We start from the raw sequence: 22,883 nt of genomic DNA on the forward strand, positions 1-22,883 counted from the left end.
TTGGATTGGAAATGATAGAACGTTATCGAACGGTTCGGGGATCGGGGCAACTGGAAATCGTGATCAAAAAGTCACGGTTTATCGGTCATATTATGCCTGTCACAACCGAGGAAGAAGCCATTGCTTTTATTGATGATATCAAGAAAAAACATTGGAATGCGACACATAACTGCTCGGCGTACATGATTGGCGAGCGGGATGAGATTCAGAAGCAATCTGATGACGGGGAACCGAGTGGTACAGCAGGGAAACCCATTCTTGAAGTGATCAAGAATCAGCAATTAAAGAATGTAGCAATTGTGGTCACACGTTACTTTGGGGGAATCATGCTTGGTGCTGGCGGACTTATCCGTGCGTATACGGATGGTGCTGTAGCGGCGATTGAAGCAGGAGAAGCAATTACCAAGTTGTTGCACCGAGAAGTGTTTGTAGAGCTGGATTATACGTGGCTTGGGAAAGTGGAAAATGAGTTAAGAAGCCGGGAAGTGCGTACAGGTGAAACTGCTTTCACCGATAAAGTTACGTTAACTTGTCTTCCGCCGGATAGTGAAACCGAGGCATTTATTGCCTGGATCACGGATTTGACGCAAGGGCAATCCCGGATCACGGAGGGACAGCGGCTTTATTTTATTGAAGGGGAATAAAATATATGGCTAGAAGAGCAGTCGAACAGGAGTTGTCGAGGGAGCGGATACTGGAGGCGGCGAGGCATCTTTTTATTACCAAAGGATACCGCGCCATTTCGATGCGAAGCATCGGTCAGCATCTGGGGTATAGTCATGGGTCGCTGTATTATCATTTTAAAGAAAAAGCAGAGTTATTCTATGCGATCGTGGTAGAGGATTTCAACCATCTTGGACATCTACTATTGCAAGCCATGGTCAGGCCGGTTGCAGGCGGCGTGAACAAAGTGGAGCATATTCTGATGGAGTTTATTCGATTTGGTCTGGAGAATCCGTATCAATACGAGATTATGTTTATGATTCGGGACGAGGAGTTATTGTCCTATTGTCGTACGGAGCAAGGACGTTGTTTCGAACTGTTTGCGTCGATTATTCGGCAGTATATGAAGGAAGAGGGCTGTGCCGAAGAAGATATTCAGCATGTGCCGCGTACTTTGTTTTTGGCTATGCACGGATTCATATCGTATCATATTCAAGACCGTTTAACGTTTGCGGAGATCGAATCCTCTGCGTTGTCTCATGTGAAAGTATTGTGCCGTAACTTGGGTCAGCAGCCTGGCGTGCAATAATTTGCCGCTTATGCCTGCCCATACACTTCAAGGCGGTGATTGATCATAACATTAACTCTTTATTACGTTATCATGCGAAAGATATTATTTTCATACGCTGAAGATGAAGACAGGCGTTCCTAACCCCGGTACAGGGTGGAGCGCCTGTTTGTGTTTGTCTTTTTTGGAGATGGAACTTAACCTTCCATAATTTTAATAAAATACTCCCGGTTACGCGGTCCATCAAATTCGCAAAAATAGATTCCTTGCCAGCGTCCGAGAAGCAGTCTGCCTTCATGAAGGATGACAGTCTGTGATGGACCGGTAGTTATTGATTTGAGGTGAGAGGCCGTATTGCCCTCGGCATGACGATACTGAGGGTGCTCCCATGGGTACACCTCATCGAGACGTAACAAGACATCATGTTTAACATCGGGGTCCGCATTTTCATTAATAGCAATGCCAGCTGTTGTATGTGGACAATAAATGAGCACGGTGCCATTCTGCACGCCGCTCCTTTGTACAACTTGTTTGACTTCCCGTGTGATATCCTTCATTTCATCTCTTGCAAATGTTGATATATTTTTTGTGTATAACATGTCTTTCCTCCTTATTGTTGTAATGACTCTTCTCAATTTTAACTCCCTAGATAGTAACTTAACCACCTGAAGATCAACAAACCTCATTGATTCTACAGGTAGAAATAAACGATTTATAAAAGGAAGTATACAAGGATGAAGGCTACACAAATGTTTGATTACATTGAACGGAATTTCGCCAATGTAATGTACTGAAATCGTTTATTAAAAATGGGGGAATTTGTGTATTCAAGGCATCAAATAGTTCGAATAAAAGCATTGACGATCAGCACTGCAAACTGGTAAAGTATCAGATAAGCAAAAACCAAGTAGACTAATGGGAATAATAATAAAGTAAACTTATCCAACTTAGGAAAATGTCGTATGAAATCAGGTAGACTGCCGACCGGAGTTAAAGCCGGAGGCTGGGAGGGAACACAGTAATGAACACCGTTCTTCGTCACAAGGGATGGACTTGGGGTTTTCGCAGTACCGTATTGTTATATTTCATCGTGCTCATTGTACTTCCAATCATCGGTGTGTACGCCAATTCCTTTTCTGAAGGATGGAGCAATTTTGCTGAGAGCATCATGGACCCGATCGCATGGAAGGCGGTGCTATTAACGGTACGTCTGGCCGTGGTCGCCGCTATAATTAATGTGGTCTTAGGAACCATGATTGCCTGGGTGTTAACCAGATATCGATTCGTTGGCAGATCCTTTCTTAACAGTCTCGTCGATTTGCCTTTTGCGTTGCCGACAGCTGTAGGCGGTCTGATGATTATGCTGTTGCTCGGCCCGATCAGTGCTGTCGGGAAACTGGCTGAATCCATGGGGTTTGAAATTGTATTTCATCAGCCTGCAATTGTAATTGCGATGACCTTTGTTACCTTTCCTTTTGTCATCCGGGCAGTGCAGCCTTTGCTGGAAGAGATCGATCCTTCCGAGGAAGAGGCTTCGTACACGATGGGTGCTTCCAAGGCACGTACATTCATGCAGGTCATTCTTCCATCTATGGCTCCTGGCATGATTAGCGGCGGAATGTTGGCTTTTTCCAGGGCGCTTGCTGAATTTGGCGCAGTTGTACTGGTTGCCGGTAATATTCCGGGCAGAACACTAACCGCTTCTGTTTTTATCTATGGTGAGATTGAAAGTGATAACCCGACAGGAGCGGCCGCAGTATCCGTATTGCTTCTAACACTCTCCTTCCTGATCCTCTGGCTGATCAATCTCGTACAGATGCGGGGGAGAAGAAGATGAGAAGACTCTTAATCGGACTTACGTTTGTAGTGTTCACATTGCTGTTGATCATTCCTCTCGGACGGATTCTGATTGGCGCGTTTGAGGATGGTGCAGGCGGCTTTGTTAAAGGTATTATGCGTCCTGAGGCGCTTCACGCACTGATGATGACAGGGTTGGTCGTTCTGGTGGTTACCCTGTTAAATACACTGTTTGGCATCATGATGGCGATTTATCTGGTCCGCGCAGGATGGCTGAGTGAACGGGTGAAAGGACTGCTTAACAGCATTGTCGATTTACCTTATGCGGTATCGCCGGTTATTGGCGGTTTGATGATTGTTTTGTTGCTTGGACCAAACAGCATCATGGGAGGATTTTTTGAGGGCATCGGATTTAATGTGGTGTACGCTTTTCCAGGGATGGTTATTGCCACGTTGTTCGTTACGTTCCCGTTGATGGTAAGGGAAGTTATGCCCGTCCTGCAAGAGCTAGGTTCGCAGCAGGAAGAGGCGGCTTCCACACTTGGAGCCTATGGCTGGAGAACGTTTTGGAGTGTTACCTGGCCTTCCATCCGCTGGGCAGTGGTCTATGGTCTAGTTCTGACGGTAGCGCGTTCACTGGGAGAATTCGGGGCGGTATTGGTCGTATCCGGTAACATTATGAATAAAACGCAGACAGCAACAACACTGGTGTATCAGGATGTAGAGAATTTCAACGTGTCAGCCGCAAACGGTGTGGCATTGGTGCTGGTAACCTTCTCCGTAGGACTGCTGCTCCTGATGGAATGGGCCAAGAAGCGAAAGGAAGTGCATTAAGATGCATGTAGAAGTTCGTGATCTGAACAAACACTTTGGTGATTTTCATGCGGTAAAAGATGTCTCGTTCGATATTGCCAAAGGACATCTGATCGGTTTGCTCGGCCCCAGCGGAGGCGGGAAAACGTCGATTCTGCGTATGCTCGCAGGGCTTGAAAGCCCAGGGTCGGGCGAGATCCGCTTCCACGGAAAAGTCGTGAATCATCTGCCGCCCCAAGAGCGAGGCATTGGATTTGTATTTCAGAACTATGCGTTGTTCAAACATATGAGTGTTTTTGATAATATTGCGTTTGGTCTCAAGGTGAAAAAGACACCCAAAGCCCAGATTCGTGATCGCGTGATGGAACTCGTTGAGCTGACTGGGCTGAAAGGTTTCGAACAGCGTTACCCGCACCAGTTGTCAGGTGGACAGCGTCAACGTGTGGCCTTTGCCAGAGCGCTTGCGCCTGAGCCACAGTTACTGCTTCTGGACGAACCGTTTGCAGCCATTGATGCAAAGATCCGTCAAGAGCTTCGTTCATGGCTGCGTGAGTTGATCGAGCGGGTAGGCATCACGTCCATCTTTGTTACTCACGATCAGGATGAAGCCATTGAAGTAGCAGATGAGATTATGATTATCAGCCAAGGCCGTTTGGAGCAAAAGGGTACCCCTTGGGATATTTATAAAAATCCGCAGACCCCTTTCGTGGCGACTTTTATTGGGGAGTCCACGGTGGTGGAGGATGCCTCTCAGCTGAAAGGTTTCGAGCATGCGGTGCAAGGTGGCAATACACGTGCGCTGATCAGACCGGAGTATATCGAGATTGGACTCAAAAACGAGTTCACGATGTTGTCTGCAACGGAAAAAGGCATTGTGAAACATCTTCACTTCCGCGGTAGTGAATGGATGGTTGAAGTTGAGGTGGAGGGTCATAAGCTCATCACCTATCGCTCATTGGAGAAAACGACACTGGAGATCGGGCAAACGATTCGTGTGCTTGTGCACCGCGCCTATTTGTTCAACGACTCGGAGAGCTGGGTTGTTGAGAACCGACTGAAAGAAGATCCGATGCCTGTCATGATCTAGAGCCTGTTATGTTAAGAATAAAGCAGAAATGAAAGAAGGAGCGGCCATGCAGACGAGCCAAAACAAAAAGAAATTTATACCTCTATACGTGATCCTGATGCTTGTGCTCGTCTGTGTGACTGCCGGATGCAGCAAGCAGGAGCCAGGGCAGCCAGCCGGGGTTTCGAGTGGGGATTCTTCGAACACACTGGTTATTGGTGCATATAGCGTAGCGAAAGATGCGGTAGGTGAACTGTTGCCCAAGTTCCAGGCAGAATGGAAAGCCAAAACGGGACAGAGTATTAATTTTCAAGAGTCTTATGAAGCCTCAGGAACTCAAGCTAGAGCGATCGTCGGCGGGTTCGAAGCGGATGTAGCCTTGCTGGCGATGGAAAGTGACATCGATAAACTGGTGAAGGCCAAGCTGGTCACTACGGATTGGAAACAAACTCCGAATGAGGGCATGATTACCCGTTCGATTGTTGTTTTAGGTACACGAGCAGGCAATCCACTGGGGATTAAAGATTTTCAGGATTTAACCAAGCCTGGCGTGAAGGTGTTGTATCCTAACCCGAAAACATCCGGCGGTGCACAGTGGGATATTAATGCTATTTACGGTGCAGGATTGAAGCTGTCGGAGGAGAAAGAGGGCAAGAAAGACCCTGCCGCAGCCAAAGCATTTCTGGAAGAGGTGCACCAGAACGTTGAATCCCTTGACAAGAGTGGCCGTTCCTCGATGGCGGCATTTGAATACGGTGTAGGGGACGTCATCGTAACATACGAGAATGAATTGCTCGCTCGAATCGCAAAGGGTGTAGACTATGATATCGTGGTGCCGAAAAATACGATACTCATTGAAAATCCTGCAGTGGTGGTGGATAAATACGCTGACAAACATGGCAATCGGGAGCTGGCGGAAGCCTTTATCGCATACTTGCGGACACCTGAAGCGCAGCGTATTTTTGCGAAACACGGCTTCCGCTCGGTAGACCCGGACGTATTTGCCGAGACGAAAGAATCGTTCCCGACACCAGCGGGACTGTTTGATATCAACTATCTGGGTGGATGGGATGAGGTGCGGAAGACACTGTATTCCAAACGCGGCGTATGGTATCAGGTGCTGGCAGGACTGTAGCCCATTGAACAATGAACTATATAAGTTGAACTATTTATTTACACAATAACGGAGAGGACAGAAAAAACCTGGAAAAGCGTAGCGCTCGCCTAAAAGCTTTCTGCAAGAAAGCTACATCGGAAGCATATGCTTATCACCGGATTTTCCCCTTTGGAAAAGGGAATCTAAAAAAATCTGGGGATAACAGCTACTCTCCAGGTTATTCTGTCATCGGAGTGTTCGGTGTAAGAGAGATTAATTCAACTTATACAGGAATGTGAACCTTCATTTTACGGCATGCCGAGATGGAGGTTTTTTACTACGAAAAGGTTATAATAGGAAGTATACTAATACACATGTTGGCATAATCGTAATTGCAGAGAGGTGTGACCGTAATGAGTACAGAGATCAAATTGTCCCAAAGCACAGCGATTCGGCTGGAGCAGGCCCGCGGCAAGGGCATGCCAGAAGCGGATATATTAAAAGCGATTCAAGCCAAGGATGTAGCGGCATTTGATAGCGTATCCGAAGAGCATTATCGGTACGATACGTTTTTCTCCTATGCGGACGAGCATGGTGAGGACTTGGAAGGGGCTGTACGGAACGGGTATCGAATTACGTTTAATACGCGTGGAGGACTTGGCATCTGGCTGGAAAAAGCATTTAATCTGCAAGCAGACAAGGATTTCGCGGTGGGTGAAGGGGTTATCACCGGTTTGCAGTTGACTGCAGAACAGGCTGAGGTGCTAGAGCAACGTCTGGCATGGAACTGGGTCATCACGGATGCCTTAGAGGTTCCTGCTGGTCGTGAACTGACGTTGAAACTGCGTGCGCTGGTGTGAGCGGACGCATACGGAACCATCATGTCTGACGCTGGGCTTTTCCAGCGAGGTCAGACGACGGACTTTCCCGGCCAGCTGTGATGAGCTGTGAGTGGGAGAGTCTTTTTTTTGCAAAAGCGGAGGTAGGGGATTACAAGTTACATAAAATATTTGTGGCACAACTTTGTTGATAACGAAGGAAGAGACATCACATCTGAGCTGAATCGGCTTCAGGGAGCGAGAGGGGAATGCGGAATGAATCAGCTCACATTTCTGGGCACAGGCGACGCCATGGGTGTCCCAAGGGTGTATTGTAGTTGTGAGGTATGTGCAGAGGCGAGGCAGACAGGAGAAAATCGACGAAAACGTTCATCGGTCATGATTCATGATGGTAGTCACGTGGAAGATCAGCCTGAAGACGGGATGTTTATGATCGACTGTGGGCCGGACTGGCGTTCTCAGATGGAAGATCAGGGAATGCGTATGGTGCATAAGTTGCTGATTACACATGCGCATTTTGATCATATTGGCGGCCTGCCGGAATGGGCGGATGCGTGCCGCTGGCTAGGCGTGAAGGGTAAGCTGTATGCCCCGCGTGAGGTAATCGTTACGATACAGGGACAATTTCCGTGGCTCGCTCGTCACATGGATTTTATGGAAACGGATAACGGGATTGAACTCGGTGGATGGACGATTCGCTCCTGGAAAGTGTGTCACGGACACAATGGATTTTCGTACGCTTATCGATTGGAACGTAGGGGGTATGCTTGGGCTTACTGTTCGGATGCTATAGATTTGAAGGAAGACGAGAAGGAACTGTTGTATGGACTGGATCTACTGGTATTGGGCACAAGTTTTGTGCATGAGCTGGCGGAGTTTTCAACGCGTTCGGTGTACGATATGCAGGAGGCGCAGGAGCTTTTGCGAGAGCTGAAGCCGGGACACACTTATTTTACACATATGTCACATGATGTAGATGTAAGGCAGGACCATAAACTGGATCAGGGCATTACCATAGCACGAACAGGCATGACGGTGACGCTGGGCTAAGATTCGATGTCGATGCGAAATCAGGATTCGGCATTGAAATTGGAGAATTTGAGATTGAGGAATAGATTTTGTTGTAAAAAATAAATTCAGAAGAGCGTATCCTTTTCAGGAGGTTCTTCGTTTACATAATGAAACACTTAATTAATATAAGTTGAACTATTTTTTACACTATAACGGAGAGGACAGAAAAAACCTGGAAAAGCGAAGCGCTCGCCTTTATCACCGGATTTTCCCCTTTGGAAAAGGGGATCACAAAAATCTGGGGATAACAGCGATTGGAAGGTTATTCTGTCATCGGAGTGTCCTGTGTAAAATTTTTAGTTCAAATTATATTATTAATCAGGAACCAGCAAAGGGGGGCCCCCGAGATGGCCTTTGTGAAGTCCGCAGATTGCGAAGTCAACAGACTTGAGCATGAATGGAGTAACACGCGTAATTACAAGACGGATCATGTTGGAGCTGGCGGAATTACCAATCAAATGAATCAAGCTAGTCCAATAAATCAGATTACTACAACGAATCAGAGATATGATATGGATTGTACAAAGGATGCTGTTGGGAAACGTATTTCGCACCCCATGTTGCACGATATATTGCCTGATTTGATGGCTTCACTCTATGCATATTGCTTGTCATTGACCAAATCAGTGACAGAGACAGAGGATCTCGTACAGGAAACCTGTCTTAAGGGATTATCGTCAGAGGTGGTGCAAGCTTCCGAAAGATCAGACGCGTCGTTTAATTGGGAGGCTTATCTGATTCGGATTGCACGCAATACATGGATTGATGGAATTCGTAAGCAGGAGAAGCTTCGATCTATTCTCGCAGAGATGAAACCTGTGATGTCCGAATGTACGGAAGAAGGATCATTTGAAGAGCTGGAGTCTGCGGTGCAAATTTTAGTTCAAACCTTGCCACCGTGGCAGCGAGCGATCTATATATTACGTGAAATCATGGGATATAAGGCGGCAGAAACTGCTGAGACGCTGTGTACAACCGAAGGTGCCGTAAAAGCAGCATTAAGCCGTGCCCGCACAGCTTTAACCAAGGTCAGACATAATTTGGAGAATGCAGGAACAGAGTCTGCATTGGAACAAGGGACGAGGGAAGAGCACGCCGATCTCGAGCAAGAGCAGCTGCGTAGTTATCTGATGGCTTTCCGCCAAGGGGATACTGCACGTCTCATTGATCTGTGCCTGAATCGAACCGATGATCCGATGGCTGTGGCGGGTACGATTCTCCAGCAGGTTCTGCCGTCTCGAGCGATGCAGCCAGTGATGTACGATACTGCCACTCCAAGCAGAAATTCGATGTCCTATGGAGGTAGGTATACAGTCACCATGGCTGCCTAATATAAGGAGGCGACCTATATGAACGTTGTACCTTACGTAGTAGAACAAACCGCTCGCGGTGAGCGGAGTTATGATATTTATTCACGTTTACTGAAAGACCGCATTATTATGGTGTCGGGAGAGATTGAGGATCAGATGGCCAATGCCATCGTGGCCCAATTATTGTTTTTGAGTGCCGAGGACCCGGATAAGGATATCCAGATGTATATCAATAGTCCGGGGGGATCGGTGACAGCGGGATTCTCGATTTATGATACGATGCAGTTCGTTAAGCCAGATGTATCGACTATATGTACAGGGATGGCAGCGAGCTTCGGTGCGATATTGCTGGTGGGTGGAGCAAAAGGTAAACGAATGGCGCTGCCGAACAGTGAGATCATGATCCATCAACCCCTTGGCGGCACACGTGGGCAGGCATCGGATATGCTGATTCATGCTAACCGCATTATTCAGCACCGTCAACGACTGAATCAATTACTTGCAGACCATACAGGCCAGCCGCTGGAGCGCATTGAAAAAGACTCCGACCGAGATTATTTCCAGACTGCAACTGAAGCGATGGAATATGGTCTGGTGGATAAGGTTGTTACAGGTGCATAAGTGTCACCGTAAATGAAACTGAAGAAGCAAATGGAACATAAAACCAAATACAAGCGAAATAACGAATGTAAAGATTGGGACGACAGGAGACTGTCGTTTTTTTTTTGTTTGTTTGTTTGTTTGTTTGTTTGTTTGTTTGTTTTTCTGTTGGGTAGAAAGAAATGGATAAAAAGGATTGACCTTAACCAGGTATAGTGTATATATTATATATATACACTATACCTGGTTAATGATATGAAACAATGGCAATGAGGTGAAAGAACGAACATGAATATACGGATATCCAATGCATCAAGCGATCCCATCTATATCCAGATTTTATCCCAGATCCGCCAAAGCATTCTTAACGGAGAACTGGCAGCAGGGGATCACCTGCCTTCCATCCGTCAACTTGCGAAGGACTTGCAAGTGAGCGTCATTACAACGAAACGTGTATATGAAGAGCTGGAAAAGGAACAGTTGATTGATTCCGTGGTTGGCAAGGGGAGTTTTGTATCCGGTGCAAATCAGGATTTTATCCGGGAGAGGCGTATGAAGCAATTCGAAGCGAAGATGCTTGAGGTTATTCAGGAGAGCAAGGAACTGGGCATGAACTCACAGGATTTGATTCATCATCTTACTTTGCTGTTGGAGGAGGAATAGGCACGATGAATGCGATAGAATTGCGGAATGTTACGAAAGAATACCCATTATTTAAGGTGGATAACATATCCACAGAGGTGAAACAGGGATTTATCACAGGGCTCATTGGCCCAAACGGGGCTGGAAAAAGTACATTAATCCGAATGATTACCGGACTCATCCATCCTGATCGGGGAACAGTGCGAACGCTGGGCAGCGAGAATCCGAGCGGTGATGTGGCTATCAAGCAGCGGCTCGGTATTGTGTCAGACGAATGCTTTTATTATGAACATTTGACCATCCGGGAAATGTCACGTTTAATCGCTCCTTTTTATAGTCGCTGGGACCATGCCTTATTCAAGAGTTATTTGGAACAATTCGAATTGTCTCCGAAAAAGAAAATCCAGGATTTATCCAAAGGCATGAAGATCAAATTCTCGCTTGCGGTTGCTCTGTCTCATGATGCCGATCTGCTTGTTATGGATGAACCAACATCCGGTCTTGATCCGATTTTTCGGAGGGAGTTGCTTGATCTACTCGCCGACATGATTCAGGACGAGTCCAAATCCATCATTTTCTCGACACATATTACGACGGATCTGGAGCGGATCGCGGACTATATCGCTTTTGTTAATCAAGGCAAGCTGATTTTTAATGAAGCCAAAGACGACGTACTTGAGCGCTACACCATTGTGAAAGGCGATATGGAACTACTGGATGCGGATACCCGGCGTCAATTCGTTGGCATACGTGAAACATCGATTGGTTTTGAAGCGTTATCGGACAACAAAGTGGAGGCACAGCGTATGTTCGGCAGTGAGGCTCTTTTGCATAGGCCCGCGTTGGAAGACTTGATTTATTTCACGGCAAAAGGGGGGCGTCAACATGCTTAATCTGCTTCGCAAAGACTTTATTGCACTGAGAAGTTCGTTGTGGATTGTGGGTGTGTATGTGGTGGTTTTCAGTTGGGCGTTTATTCCGAAGATGGAAATGTCCATGTATCTCGTAGGGATTTATACGGCTTTTGGCTCGATTATGCTAGCTACGATGATTGATATCAAAAACCATAATCATAACTTTTTAGTTACACTTCCAGTCAGTCGCAAACAGATCGTGCAAGCAAAGTACCTGTCTTCCATTCTCTACTCCCTGTTTGGAGTGCTTGTATCCTTCGGCATTCACAAGATTGTTAACCTGAGTTATCCTGAACTCAACAAACCTCATTATTCCCTGTTAGATATCCTCATTTCTATGGGGTTGGTACTTATACTGGTATCTATTTATATGCCACTTTTCTATGCACTCAGCAAAAAGGGAGCGGGGATCATCAATACAGTTTTCTTTGTTTGTTTAATTGTTCTTGCTCAACCGACCGCGTTTATTCTTGATGTTGCAGGTAAAGAAGGGCTGATCACAACCCCCATTATCGTGGGGATTGCCATAGCGATAGTGGCTTTGTTTCTTGTTTCGTATGTCGTCACGATCCGGCTATTTGAGAGAAAAGATCTGTGAGCGGTGATTTGAAAGGAAATGACTATAGCTATTTACTTATATAAATCTAAGTGTGTTCATGGGTAGTCGGGCGCTAACGATCACAGATGAGCCTAATTTCTACAATTCAGGTGATTTAAAAATGTAACGATCTCAGGAGACGCTATTTTAGTTATCTCGATGGAAAATAAGCAAAAATGGCATGTTTCCATTGAAATAAGGTCACTGGTGATCGTTACATTTTTTAGGTTGTGAAAAACGCCTAAATAAGGTTTCTGGTGATCGTTAGCGTTGGCATGAAGTGGACATCGATGTGCCCACAGAGGAAACAGCCATTTTGATGATAGACAAAAAGTTGTCTGACCTAAGCCTTAGACACCTTTCCCCATTTTCGTTGACTCTCTGAGCTTTCGTTGACCCACTGTCAGTGGGTACATTCAGAATTCTGCACATTTTTAAGGCTTCCCGAGGTTCAATCCACTCTTCAAACTTCCGTATCTCACCTGGATTCCCGTACTCCTTCGTATCTCTATTGCTCTAACTAGTTCTCGTCATCGATCCCAACCGAAGTTTCGTTTTAACTTCTCGCCGCTAAGGTGATCAGTCTCTCCATGCCTTCCCGGATCTGCTGCTCCCGGGCGTAGGAGAAGGAGAGGCGTAGCTTGCGGATGCCCGATGCGTGCGAGGGATCAAACACGGTGCCAGGTACAAAAGCAATGGAGTGCTCCATGCTTTGGTGCAGCAGTCTACCTGTGTCGATCCCCTCCGGTAGCTCGGCCCAGATGTTCAGACCACCCTCGGGGCGTGTCCACGTCCAGTCCGTCTGGAGAAGACACTGTTCCATCACTTCCATTCGCAGCTGAAGCGCGGTTCGCAGTTTGGACAGATGTTGATGCATGCGCTCCGATTGAAAATATCGAAGAAATAACTTCTGATTCAGTAGGGGGGACCCGTTGTCGGTCAGAGCCTTAATCGCTTGTAGCCCTGGCATGAGATGCGGACGGCACATAATAGCTGCGATGCGCAATCCCGGAACAACATATTTACTGTAGCTGCGAATGTACAACGTATGCCCGGAGGTATCGTAAGTGAAGATAGGCGCTGGCGTTTTCTCTTTAAAATAAATATCATACGTGCTGTCGTCCTCCACCAGATAACAGCCATACTGTTCAGCCAGTTCCGGCAGCTGTTTGCGCTGCTCTACAGAAATGCTGATGCCCGTAGGGTTTTGAAACGTCGGTGTCATATAAAAGAGACGTGGCTTCTCTGTTTTCATCAGATGCTCAATCTGCTCCAGATCGTACCCCTCGGGATGGATATCGGTAAAAACAAGCCGTGCGCCCTGTTTGCGGAAAATTTCCATGGCAGGGCCGTAAGTAGGTCGCTCAATCAGTACCCGGTCTCCGGGCTTGACCAGTGCACGGGAGATAACATCAATCGCCTGTTGAGCACCGGATGTAATCAGCACTTCGTCAGACGACAGGTAAAAGCGTTCTTTGGCCGTCAAATGGCTGGCCAGACTGGTACGAAGCTCTAAATCGCCTTGGATCGTTGAATACGTACCGAGTAGACGAGGATATTGATCTAACAGATCGCGCATTAACTCGCCCCAGTATCGATTGGGTAGTAGTGCAGGATCGATTAAGGATTTGGAAAACTGATATTCCGCTTCCAGCGATTGGACCCGGTCAAGTGTATCCCAATGGAGCCATGCCGACACTGATGGATCATCCGCCTGATCGGTAAGCGCTAGTGGTTTCGCCGGACTGACGAAATAACCGGACTTGTCTTTGACATAGACAATCCCGCGCTGCTTTAAATCCTGATACGCTTTGAACACAGTTAGTCGGTGTACGCCGAGCAGTTCGGACAGGCTTCGCACCGAAGGCAGTTTTTCCTGTTCAGCCCACTCGCCTGCTTCGATCCGTACCATGAGATAATGGATGACTTGCTCATACCGTTTCATGCTGTTATCTGTCATCATTAACGTTTTGCCCACCCGATTCACGCTCCTTATGAACTTCATTGTAACAGCTTATGAAGGAAAACTGTTCTGTTTTGTTCGTTCTGTTCTGTAGACCATGAGCTATGATGGAGAACAGATAAAGGAGTGGTTGACATGGTGGGGATTGCATTTACCGTAATGTGTCTCGTTTTTGGGACAACGTTTCTGGCGATTAAAATTGGAGTAGAGGCAGGCATGCCGCCTTTTCTATCAGCGGGGCTGCGGTTTCTGATCGCGGGAGTTTTAATGTTTACATGGATGTGGATGAAGGGCAAAGTGAATTTGTCTCTGCTGTTCCGCAAAGAAATGCTGATTACCGGTGCAGGTTTAACGTTTGCCACGTTTGCCACATTATACTGGGCGGAGCAACATGTCAGCTCAGGTGTTGGGGCAATTCTTTCGGCTACAGGGCCGCTCATGATTATGCTAATGCAAACGGCAGTGTTACGGCAGAAAACATCATCGCGTATGATTGTGGGCTGCCTGATTGGCTTTACAGGTGTGGTGCTCGTCGTATTACCAGGAGTATCGCTCGGCGCGGGTTCACTATTTTTGTGGGGATGTATCGCTGTGTTAATAGGAGAAATCTGTTATTCAGCAGGTACCTTATACTCCAAAAAGGTCATTCATCAGTTTAGCGAGATGAGTCCTGTAGCGATCAATGCGGTGCAGATGATGTATGGCGGTGCGTTGTTATTCATCCTGTCCGCACTGACGGAGTCATGGAATATGTCGGCACTGGATGTACTGCCTGCTGTATCATCTGTGATTTATCTGACAGTCATCGGTTCGATGGTGGGGCACAGTCTGTTCTACTGGATCATGTCGCGCACCAATCCGCTGTTCCCAGCCACCTGGTTATACATATCGCCACCGATTGCCGTTGGGCTCGGTGCGATCGTGTACGGAGAGCATGTCAGCTGGATTACTTGGGTTGGTGTAGTGCTGGTGATCTCTGGTTTACTGGCCATGAATGAGAAGATGAGCGGTTGGTTGTGGAAGGGGAAACGTACGAAAGTGATCGTGCAGGGTTCCTAGGATATCGGGTATCTCCTCTATAATATGATAGTGAAAGGTCTTACTTTGAGGAGTCGTGTGAAATGATGAGAAAAATCTTCCTGAATTTCGTAGCCAGTGTGGTTCTTTCTATCCTAGTATTCATTCTTGACTTCGGTATTGTTCTAAAAAAATAACTGAAAACTAGGATAATCTCCATTTCAGTCGAAGTGAACCTAGCTCTTGATCGAAATTCTCATTAAGTGAAAAAAGAATTCGAGAGATAGAGGAATGTGAGGCTATATCAAAAAACTCTTCAGATATGATATAACAACATGTCATACTGGAGAGTTCTTTTTTGTTTGCAAAAAAAGACATATGGGACAAACGTGGATATGGTATATTGTTGTTGAATGTAACTAACTTGATCCGGAGGGAGAGCGAACGAAAGCATCTTATTAGAATTATAGCAGCAAACCGGATATATAAGATTTAGCAGTATTTTAAAAAATGGATTAGAAAGAATTGGAAAGAAAAGAGTGTCACAGAAATTAACTTTATTTGGAGGCTTTCATGGAAGAAGAGATACATATTGTCTCATATTTAATCGGGATTATTCCATTTTTAATTTTTCTGTTTTTCTCATTTTTTCATCGTTTTTTAGCATTTTTTACTCTATTTTTGTTTTGGGGAGGAGTGTTCTACCTTGGGATTGTGCTAGAAGTAGATTCCTATTATGTTGAACAGGCAGTTCCAAGTATACTTGGTAGTATCATTGGTCATTTGTGGGGAGCTTCGGCAGGTGGGATAGATGCTAAGGTAGAAAGAAGAGCAGAAGTGAGAGACCAGCGGGAACGAGCAGTTCGAGCACTGGAACGTATGGCTAACAAGAAATAGTTTAAAGCTATCATAATCCACTCATCAAAAAATGGATAGAAACAAGAAAGCTCGGAACCACAATCATCGTGGTATCCGGGCTTTCTTGTTTTTGCACAACTTCTTATGTTTTACTCTGCGTTCAGTACAAACTTCTCAATAACTTCTTTTACGCCGTCTTCATTGTTGCTCGCCGTAATGTAGTCTGCCAGATCTTTCAGCGCAGGGATGGCGTTGCCCATCGCTACACCCAGTCCAGCGACTTCCAGCATCTCGTGATCGTTCCAGGAGTCACCGATGGCGATACACTCACTAAGCTGATGACCGAAATGGTCAGCGAGGAACGTTAGAGCATGGCCCTTGGTACCTTCTTTGTGCATAATTTCGAGGAAATACGGCTTGGATTTGGTAATGTGCACTTCAGGTCCGAGCAACTCGCGCAGCTCTTCAGCTACTTGATCCAAGTAATCTGGCTCGTCGATGATGAGCAGTTTTGGTGTTGGTTGTTCGATGACTTTGATGAAGTCGGACTCGATGTAATATTGCGTACCGTTTAGTTTGGCATAGTCGAGCAGTTTTTGGTTTTCTTCACGAGCGTACAGCTTGTCGTCGATGTACGTTTGTAGGTGCAGATTTTTCTCCAGGCAGTAGTCGAACAATTTACGTGAAGCCTCTTGCGGCACATAGCGCTCATAGAGTACTTTTTCATCCAGCAAGTTTTTCACCAAAGCACCTTGATAGGTAATAATAGGCACGTTCAGCTTGGTTTGGCGTGCAAGTGCTTGTGCGGAAGCGTAAGCGCGTCCTGTCGCGAGGGTTACTACTACTCCATGTGCAACGGCTTGTTCCAACGCTGTTTGCGTAGCGGGTGTAACTTCCTTGTTGTCATTGATGAGGGTATCGTCGATGTCGATAGCAATGAGTTTGTAAGTCATGTGATGTTTCTCTCCTTTTTTATCTGTTTCTATTTCATTGAACGAAATAAATAGATTACACAAGTCACTACAAATGCAGATTCATCTTATGATCGCTCTAATCATCACTGGATTTTTATTAGTGCTTATTTATAAAAGTTGAACTACCGATGATTTACACGGACACTCCAAAGACAGAATAACCTTACGATCGCTGTTATCCCCAGATTTTTTTTTGAATCCCTTTTATTAAGGGAGAAAATCCGGTGATAAAGGCGAACGCTTCGCTTCTCCAGGTTTGTTCTGTCTTCTCCGTTATTGTGTAAATGAGTGATTCAACTTAATAGATGGTAAAAATCCGGACGCGAGCACTTCGCTTCTTCATATGAATTCCGTCTTTTCCGTTAAATGTGTAATCAAAAATGCGTTCAAACAATCTATACCCATCTAAATGTCGTATTTCCTTATTTACTCTTCCAGGAAAACAAGACCGATAAAGTCTTCCAGCTCCAGGTTGCCGAAGTAATGCTTCACATCCAGACCTTCCAGTGCAGAGCGCACCTCAGTCTCGTCATAACGCTTGCCGCGTAACATGTCTTCGATATCTGCCACATCGCCAACCCCGAAGAAATCGCCGAAGATTTTGATATCTTCGATGCGTCCATCTTTGATGTTCATGCGCAGGTCGATAATGCCCACTGGAAATTTGCGAGTATGCTTCACATTGCTTTCCGGTGACAGTCCATAGTTCCAGTCCCAGTTGTTATAACGCTCCGCCGAGATTTCTTTAATCTTATCCCAGTCCTTCTCGGTCAGCTTGTACTGAGGAACGTCCTGCGGCTCCATACGGAAAATATGACGTAGTAACTCATCACGGAACTCTTCTATCGTCAGATTGGTGTCAATCAGATCACGAATGTTGGCAACACGGCTGCGTACCGATTTGGTGCTTTTGGATTTGAATTTCTCCGGATTCACATTCAAGGATGCCTGAACATGCTCCAGATTCAGATCAAACATTAGCGTGCCGTGACTGAACATGCGACCACGGGTAGCAAATTGGGCATTGCCCGAAATTTTCTTTTCGCCGACTTGCAGATCATTGCGCCCAGTCAACTCGGCATTGACGCCAAGCTCGTGCAAGGCTTCAACCACAGGCTGGGTGAATTTGCGGAAGTTATGGAAGGATTGACCGTCATCCGCCGTAATGAAACTGAAGTTCAGGTTTCCTAGATCGTGATATACCGCACCGCCACCGGAAAGACGACGTACCACTTGCACACCGTTGTCCTGAACGTACTCGATATTAATCTCTTCAATCGTGTTTTGATGCTTACCGATAATGATCGACGGACGGTTGATGTAAAACAATAGATAGCTATCATCTTCCATCGGCAGATGCTTCAGAATATACTCCTCAATCGCAAGGTTTACAGAAGGATCTGTAATGCCCTGATTATCTACAAACAGCATGGTCATTCCTCCATTAATGTATGTGAGAGGCGCGAAGCCCCTTATGTAGTGATGCTTGTACCCATGAATCAGAAAACCGAAGCTCCTGAAATTCCTCTTCTATTGTAAACGAATTGTTGTTGGGACACAAAGAAAAGACGTACATGCCCTTTATTTTGATATAACTCTTTACAGCAGATGAATTCACAAGGAATACAGGATTGACCCATCCCACACATGCCATCCATAATAAAAAGAACATACAGAGAGGATGACGGAAGAATGACCGGTTATATCGAAGTGTTCGGACATGGTGGGGATGTGGAGACAGCGGCTTCGCGGTTTGGAGGCCACGCTGCAGTTTTTCTGGATTACAGCGCCAATATCAACCCTTTGGGACCGCCCAGAGAGGTTCTGGAAGCATTGCAGCAAGGTTTGCATTCGGTGCTTCGTTATCCTGATCCGGGTCATCGGGGATTCAAAGCACTCCTGAGCGAACGTCTGGGAGTAACACAAGAGCAAATTTCCGTAGGCAATGGCGCGGCTGAAAGTATGGCATTGATTCTGCTGGCACTTGCTCCGCGCAAGGTTGGAACAGTGGAGCCAGGTTTCTCGGAATATCGCGCTTTGGCACGGCAATTCGGTGCGGAGGTCATGCATACTACAGGTCGGGTAGAGCTGAATTGGCAGGCAAGACCCGAAGATATCGAACAGTTAATGGAAAGGGTGGACTTGCTTTTTCTCGGACAGCCGAACAATCCCAATGGTGTGCAGTATCCGGTGGAGGTGCTCCACAGGTTAGCTCGTAAAGCCGAAGAAAATGATACAGTGCTCGTTATTGATGAAGCCTTTATCGATTTTATTCCAGCTTCTCGGCGACAGTCTCTTGCTCCGGATTTGGATAAGTACTCGCATGTGATCATCATTCGTTCGATGACTAAGTTTTATGCGATTCCAGGACTGCGGCTTGGTTACGCCATGGGCAACGCAAGATACATACAGGCGATGACGGAGAAACAGGTGACCTGGAGCGTCAACGGACTGGCACTTATCGCAGGAGAAGCGTGTCTTCGCAGCGGTGAACGTTTCGAACAGGAAACGATATCGCAAATTACACGTGAGCGTGTGCGATTGCATACAGTACTGGAGGCTTTTAGATTTAGCGTGACGCCAGGGGAGGCTAATTTTATTCTGGCGCGTGTGCCAGAGCCTTGGACGGCAGCTTCTATGCAGGCGGCATTGGGACAGCGAGGCATACTCATTCGTAGCTGTGCGATGTATCCGGGGCTAGATGCAGGACATGTACGCTTTGCGGTTAAAGGCGCTGAAGCCAACGACAAGTTGCTTGATGTGCTCGGAAGTGTGCTTGAACGAAGCGAGGATCAGGAAGCTGATCTGGCATCTGCCGAACAGGAGAGCCGGCAGGATCATACGCAACATACCGAAAAAATAAAGGGAGGGAAGCGGTTGTGACACTCCCGTTTTATAACTATTTTACAGATGAAAAAAGAGACGAGAATATCTATTTATCCTCTTCCTGGCCGGGTCTACGCATATTTGCTCATGAACGGCATGTTAAAGCACGGAGTCCGCAACCTTCTCTAGCACTTTCCAGCGCAGTATACGGCGGTGGTATGCTCGAATTAAATCGCGTATTTAACATCTATGTGGACAAACACTACCGGTGTGATGATCCGCCCCGTGATATCGCAGAGGCGCTGTATGAATGGCAAGAGCAAGCTGATCAGTGTGCGGGATTGCTAACTGCCGTCAGATTGGAGCATACCTCCATTCAGGAGTATACGAGTTCGGAGTTCGGACTGTTGTGCTGTACGACTGCAGGCGTATCCAATGCAGCACGGGCAGGTTCCGAGAGAACCGTGTTTGATGTCCATGGGGAAAAACAAAATAGAACTCCATATATTCCTGGCACAATTAATATCATGCTGTGGTTTAATGGACAGATGACCTCAGGGGCAATGGTCAATGCGGTTCAGACAGCGGTAGAGGCGAAAGCCGCAGCGCTTGCCGATGCAGGTGTTGCCGATTCGGAGAACGGACTTCCGGCCACCGGTACAACAACCGATGCGATTGTGCTCGCTGTACGTCAGACTACGGCAGATGATAGCCAGCTGATTCACACCTACGCGGGCACAGCAACAGCTTTGGGTGCGGCCATCGGCAGACTGGTTTATGACACGGTGACAGAAAGCCTTCAGGCCGGATTGCAATGGAAAGAAAGGAACGGGCACAGTAATGACATTTGAATTGGAGCATCTATGGACATCGTCGTTCTGGATCAGCATGTCTGGAGCTTGGATCATTATTCTTGCATACATATTAGACCGATGCATCGGAGACCCGCGCTGGATTCCGCATCCCGTTATCGGTATGGGGAAAGGCATCTCGGCACTGGAGCGTGTTATTCGGGCACGTGTGAGCACCGATGCAGGTCTGAAAAGAGCCGGAATTTTATTCCCGATCTTGATTGCAGGAGGTTCTTTTGCTGTTACTTGGGGGCTTCTCATTCTGCTGGGTCTGATTCATCCGATCTTAGCGGCTGTAGCCGAAGTTGTTCTGATTGCCACAACGATTGCTTCCAAAGGTCTGCGTGATGCAGGCGTGGAAGTTTACCGCCACTTGAAACAGCAGGACTGGCCTGCTGCACGGCGTTCACTCGGTATGATTGTTGGACGGGATACGGCACATCTGGACGAGCCTGAGGTCGTTCGGGGAACGGTGGAGACGGTGGCGGAAAATATTGTGGATGCCATTGTGTCGCCACTATTTTATGCGCTCATTGGCGGTGCTCCGCTTGCCATGGCCTACCGAGCCGTTAATACGCTTGATTCCATGGTTGGATATAAAAATGATAAATATCTGCATCTCGGCTGGGCCTCCGCTCGGCTGGATGATTGGGCGAACTGGATTCCCGCTCGCTTGACCGCTCTGCTGTTAATTGTAGGCGCATGGGTGCTAAAACTGGATGCCAAAGGTGCAGCGCGTATGGTTGCCCGGGATGCGAGGTTACATCCCAGTCCGAATAGCGGTTTTCCCGAGTCGGCAGTCGCTGGAGCGCTAGGCATCAGGCTCGGCGGGCATAACGTGTATCACGGCGTAGCTTCATTTCGCGCTTATATGGGTGAGGCTACACGGCCGATGGAGGCGGAGGATATTGTGCGAACGACCCGGTTGATGTTCTGGTCAGCGGGCGCTTTTGTGGGCCTTTGTTTCTTAGCATCCTTGGGAGTGTTTTTAGTAGGGGGGATGCTGTTGTGGTAATTAAAGAAGGGCAGGAGCAAGCTGAATCAAACTATTGTGAATCAGAACAGAATGGACCAGAGCAACGTGAATTAGAGCAGCATAGATCTAAGCAGTCTGCGGCGAAGCGAAGCATTGTACTGATCCGTCATGGGACAACATTGTGGAATGTGGAAAAAAAATATCTGGGGCATACCGACATGGGTCTGTTGCCTGCTGCACAAGAAGAGCTGGCTTCGCTGCGTAAGCAGTGTCACAACCTTAGATGGGACACGGTATATTGCAGTGACCTGCTTCGTTGTCGACAGACGCTGGCACACATTACACCGCAGATGATTGAACAGGCGAGTTTTGATCCGCGCCTGAGGGAGAATGATTTTGGGCTATGGGAGGGTCTGACATACGAGCAACTGAAGAATAATCCGTTGTATCGAAACTGGATCGATCATCCACAGGAAGTTACACCGCCTGATGGAGAAGATTGGCAAGCATTTACGGGACGGATCGATTCTTTTCTGCATGATCATATTTGGTTCGAAGCACCTGTTTCGCTACCTCTAAATGAGGTGGGTAAGTCTACTCCTGAAGCATCAGAAAAAACTTCCCGGGAGACTTCAGATACAATGTCATACAATAATTCACACAGGACACTTATTGTGACCCATGGCGGAGTCATCCGTTATATGTTATCCAGGCTCATCCCTGGTTTAGGGTTCTGGGATACACATGTAATCCCCGGACAAGCCATTCAGGTTCATATGGAAAAACAGGGAGAAAACTGGCGTGGCAGACAAGTGGATTTTCCGTTCTTCGGGTTGTAAGGTGGTGCAATATACCCTATAATCACAACAGAAGTGTGACTCGGACGGACATATTTGGTGTGATAGGCTGAGAGGCCTGAACTGACGTGATTCGTGCGAAGAGCACTGCGACTATGTTTGATCTGAATTAATCATCTTTAACGACCAAGGGTCCCGCGTGCTAAGCCAATGTTCATGATGAACAAGGACAAGCCATGATACGCACAAGGGTAAAATGGGGAAGCTGGTGCAAATCCGGCACGGTCCCGCCACTGTGAAACAGGAGTCATCCTGTAAGTCAGATTACCAGCCCTGGACGTACAAGCCGATGTTCCTTCGAGGAAAGGACAACGTTTCGGGCTATTTCTGTGCGCATGAACAGCTACCTTGCTGCACATGTACAGATAGCCGTATGCGAGACGTGATCCCTATTCCTTGTTTAAGGATAAGGGATTTTTCTTATTGCACACGATGTAGTGGAGTCATTTTATACACGTATGACGGAGAGTGCAGAACCAATTTGGAGAAACGAAGTGCTCGCCTGAAAGCTTTCTGAAAGAAAGCTACATCGAAAGCATATGCTTATCACCGGATTTTCCTTTAAATAAGGGAATCAAAAAAAT

General features: G+C 46.8%; 23 protein-coding genes and 1 riboswitch. Of the genes, 19 read left to right on the forward strand and 4 right to left on the reverse strand.

Annotated elements, in window-relative coordinates; translation table 11 throughout:
- The first annotated feature begins 11 nt into the window (after nt 1-11).
- Together AC1VYS_RS07165 and AC1VYS_RS07170 are read left to right on the forward strand one after the other, a co-directional pair.
- Complete coding sequence (locus AC1VYS_RS07165) at nt 12-644, forward strand: YigZ family protein (protein ID WP_441926646.1); 633 nt, start codon at nt 12-14, stop codon at nt 642-644.
- Between the two features lie 5 nt (nt 645-649).
- Nucleotides 650-1,252 carry a TetR/AcrR family transcriptional regulator gene (locus AC1VYS_RS07170; protein WP_090918057.1) on the forward strand — a complete coding sequence of 201 codons (603 nt, stop codon included), beginning with the start codon at nt 650-652 and terminating at the stop codon, nt 1,250-1,252.
- Between the two features lie 176 nt (nt 1,253-1,428).
- On the opposite strand, the gene AC1VYS_RS07175 is transcribed toward AC1VYS_RS07170, so the two are convergent.
- Nucleotides 1,429-1,830: a secondary thiamine-phosphate synthase enzyme YjbQ gene (locus tag AC1VYS_RS07175; protein ID WP_482913628.1), complete on the reverse strand. Its 402-nt coding sequence runs from the start codon at nt 1,828-1,830 to the stop codon at nt 1,429-1,431.
- Between the two features lie 422 nt (nt 1,831-2,252).
- On the opposite strand from AC1VYS_RS07175, the gene cysT reads away from it, so the two are divergent.
- The 11 genes from cysT to AC1VYS_RS07230 all read left to right on the forward strand — a co-directional run bounded on the left by cysT (nt 2,253) and on the right by AC1VYS_RS07230 (nt 11,977).
- Entirely contained in the window at nt 2,253-3,068 is an 816-nt protein-coding gene (gene cysT / locus AC1VYS_RS07180; protein ID WP_090918051.1) for a sulfate ABC transporter permease subunit CysT, read from the forward strand.
- Entirely contained in the window at nt 3,065-3,862 is a 798-nt protein-coding gene (locus AC1VYS_RS07185; protein WP_154890901.1) for a sulfate ABC transporter permease subunit, read from the forward strand. The genes cysT and AC1VYS_RS07185 overlap by 4 nt, the downstream gene beginning before the upstream one ends.
- Before the next feature lies 1 nt (nt 3,863).
- Complete coding sequence (locus AC1VYS_RS07190) at nt 3,864-4,928, forward strand: sulfate/molybdate ABC transporter ATP-binding protein (protein WP_090918047.1); 1,065 nt, start codon at nt 3,864-3,866, stop codon at nt 4,926-4,928.
- A 46-nt stretch (nt 4,929-4,974) separates the two neighbouring features.
- Nucleotides 4,975-6,042: a sulfate ABC transporter substrate-binding protein gene (locus AC1VYS_RS07195; protein WP_482913629.1), complete on the forward strand. Its 1,068-nt coding sequence runs from the start codon at nt 4,975-4,977 to the stop codon at nt 6,040-6,042.
- Nucleotides 6,043-6,416: 374 nt separating this feature from the next.
- Nucleotides 6,417-6,863 carry a hypothetical protein gene (locus AC1VYS_RS07200; RefSeq protein ID WP_482913630.1) on the forward strand — a complete coding sequence of 149 codons (447 nt, stop codon included), beginning with the start codon at nt 6,417-6,419 and terminating at the stop codon, nt 6,861-6,863.
- Between the two features lie 234 nt (nt 6,864-7,097).
- Complete coding sequence (locus AC1VYS_RS07205; RefSeq protein WP_482913631.1) at nt 7,098-7,892, forward strand: MBL fold metallo-hydrolase; 795 nt, start codon at nt 7,098-7,100, stop codon at nt 7,890-7,892.
- Between the two features lie 368 nt (nt 7,893-8,260).
- The gene (locus tag AC1VYS_RS07210; RefSeq protein ID WP_482913632.1) at nt 8,261-9,244 is read left to right on the forward strand and encodes an RNA polymerase sigma factor; all 984 of its coding nucleotides are present in this window, start codon (nt 8,261-8,263) and stop codon (nt 9,242-9,244) included.
- An 18-nt stretch (nt 9,245-9,262) separates the two neighbouring features.
- Entirely contained in the window at nt 9,263-9,844 is a 582-nt protein-coding gene (gene clpP, locus AC1VYS_RS07215) for an ATP-dependent Clp endopeptidase proteolytic subunit ClpP (protein WP_482913633.1), read from the forward strand.
- Nucleotides 9,845-10,111: 267 nt separating this feature from the next.
- On the forward strand, nt 10,112-10,486 hold the full coding sequence (locus tag AC1VYS_RS07220; RefSeq protein WP_482913634.1) for a GntR family transcriptional regulator: 375 nt from the start codon (nt 10,112-10,114) through the stop codon (nt 10,484-10,486).
- Between the two features lie 5 nt (nt 10,487-10,491).
- Nucleotides 10,492-11,358, forward strand: a complete 867-nt coding sequence (locus AC1VYS_RS07225) for an ABC transporter ATP-binding protein (RefSeq protein ID WP_482913635.1) — start codon at nt 10,492-10,494, stop codon at nt 11,356-11,358.
- Nucleotides 11,351-11,977, forward strand: a complete 627-nt coding sequence (locus AC1VYS_RS07230; protein WP_482913636.1) for an ABC-2 transporter permease — start codon at nt 11,351-11,353, stop codon at nt 11,975-11,977. Before AC1VYS_RS07225 ends, AC1VYS_RS07230 begins: the two co-directional genes overlap by 8 nt.
- Nucleotides 11,978-12,533: 556 nt before the next feature.
- Here AC1VYS_RS07230 and AC1VYS_RS07235 read toward each other — a convergent pair.
- Nucleotides 12,534-13,955 carry an aminotransferase-like domain-containing protein gene (locus tag AC1VYS_RS07235; RefSeq protein WP_482913637.1) on the reverse strand — a complete coding sequence of 474 codons (1,422 nt, stop codon included), beginning with the start codon at nt 13,953-13,955 and terminating at the stop codon, nt 12,534-12,536.
- Nucleotides 13,956-14,075: 120 nt separating this feature from the next.
- On the opposite strand from AC1VYS_RS07235, the gene AC1VYS_RS07240 reads away from it, so the two are divergent.
- Together AC1VYS_RS07240 and AC1VYS_RS07245 are read left to right on the forward strand one after the other, a co-directional pair.
- The gene (locus AC1VYS_RS07240) at nt 14,076-14,999 is read left to right on the forward strand and encodes a DMT family transporter (RefSeq protein ID WP_482913638.1); all 924 of its coding nucleotides are present in this window, start codon (nt 14,076-14,078) and stop codon (nt 14,997-14,999) included.
- Nucleotides 15,000-15,530: 531 nt separating this feature from the next.
- Nucleotides 15,531-15,854, forward strand: coding sequence for a hypothetical protein (locus AC1VYS_RS07245; RefSeq protein ID WP_145333444.1), 324 nt, complete (start codon nt 15,531-15,533; stop codon nt 15,852-15,854).
- Between the two features lie 110 nt (nt 15,855-15,964).
- Here the strand turns inward: AC1VYS_RS07245 and AC1VYS_RS07250 are convergent, their stop codons facing one another.
- Both AC1VYS_RS07250 and lplA read right to left on the reverse strand, forming a co-directional pair.
- Complete coding sequence (locus tag AC1VYS_RS07250; RefSeq protein ID WP_482913639.1) at nt 15,965-16,768, reverse strand: Cof-type HAD-IIB family hydrolase; 804 nt, start codon at nt 16,766-16,768, stop codon at nt 15,965-15,967.
- Nucleotides 16,769-17,215: 447 nt separating this feature from the next.
- Nucleotides 17,216-18,220, reverse strand: a complete 1,005-nt coding sequence (lplA, locus tag AC1VYS_RS07255) for a lipoate--protein ligase (RefSeq protein ID WP_090918025.1) — start codon at nt 18,218-18,220, stop codon at nt 17,216-17,218.
- Nucleotides 18,221-18,481: 261 nt separating this feature from the next.
- Between lplA and cobD the strand changes: the two genes are divergently transcribed.
- From cobD to AC1VYS_RS07275, 4 genes are read left to right on the forward strand one after another with little or no spacing between them, the layout of a single operon-like run.
- Nucleotides 18,482-19,672: a threonine-phosphate decarboxylase CobD gene (cobD, locus tag AC1VYS_RS07260; RefSeq protein ID WP_482913640.1), complete on the forward strand. Its 1,191-nt coding sequence runs from the start codon at nt 18,482-18,484 to the stop codon at nt 19,670-19,672.
- Entirely contained in the window at nt 19,669-20,466 is a 798-nt protein-coding gene (locus AC1VYS_RS07265; protein ID WP_482913641.1) for an adenosylcobinamide amidohydrolase, read from the forward strand. Before cobD ends, AC1VYS_RS07265 begins: the two co-directional genes overlap by 4 nt.
- Nucleotides 20,467-20,503: 37 nt before the next feature.
- On the forward strand, nt 20,504-21,481 hold the full coding sequence (cbiB, locus tag AC1VYS_RS07270; RefSeq protein ID WP_482914939.1) for an adenosylcobinamide-phosphate synthase CbiB: 978 nt from the start codon (nt 20,504-20,506) through the stop codon (nt 21,479-21,481).
- Complete coding sequence (locus tag AC1VYS_RS07275; protein WP_482913642.1) at nt 21,475-22,281, forward strand: histidine phosphatase family protein; 807 nt, start codon at nt 21,475-21,477, stop codon at nt 22,279-22,281. The genes cbiB and AC1VYS_RS07275 overlap by 7 nt, the downstream gene beginning before the upstream one ends.
- Nucleotides 22,282-22,467: 186 nt before the next feature.
- Nucleotides 22,468-22,616: riboswitch (adenosylcobalamin (AdoCbl) riboswitch) on the forward strand.
- Nucleotides 22,617-22,883 lie beyond the last annotated feature (267 nt).

The organism is Paenibacillus sp. G34 (assembly GCF_056856875.1).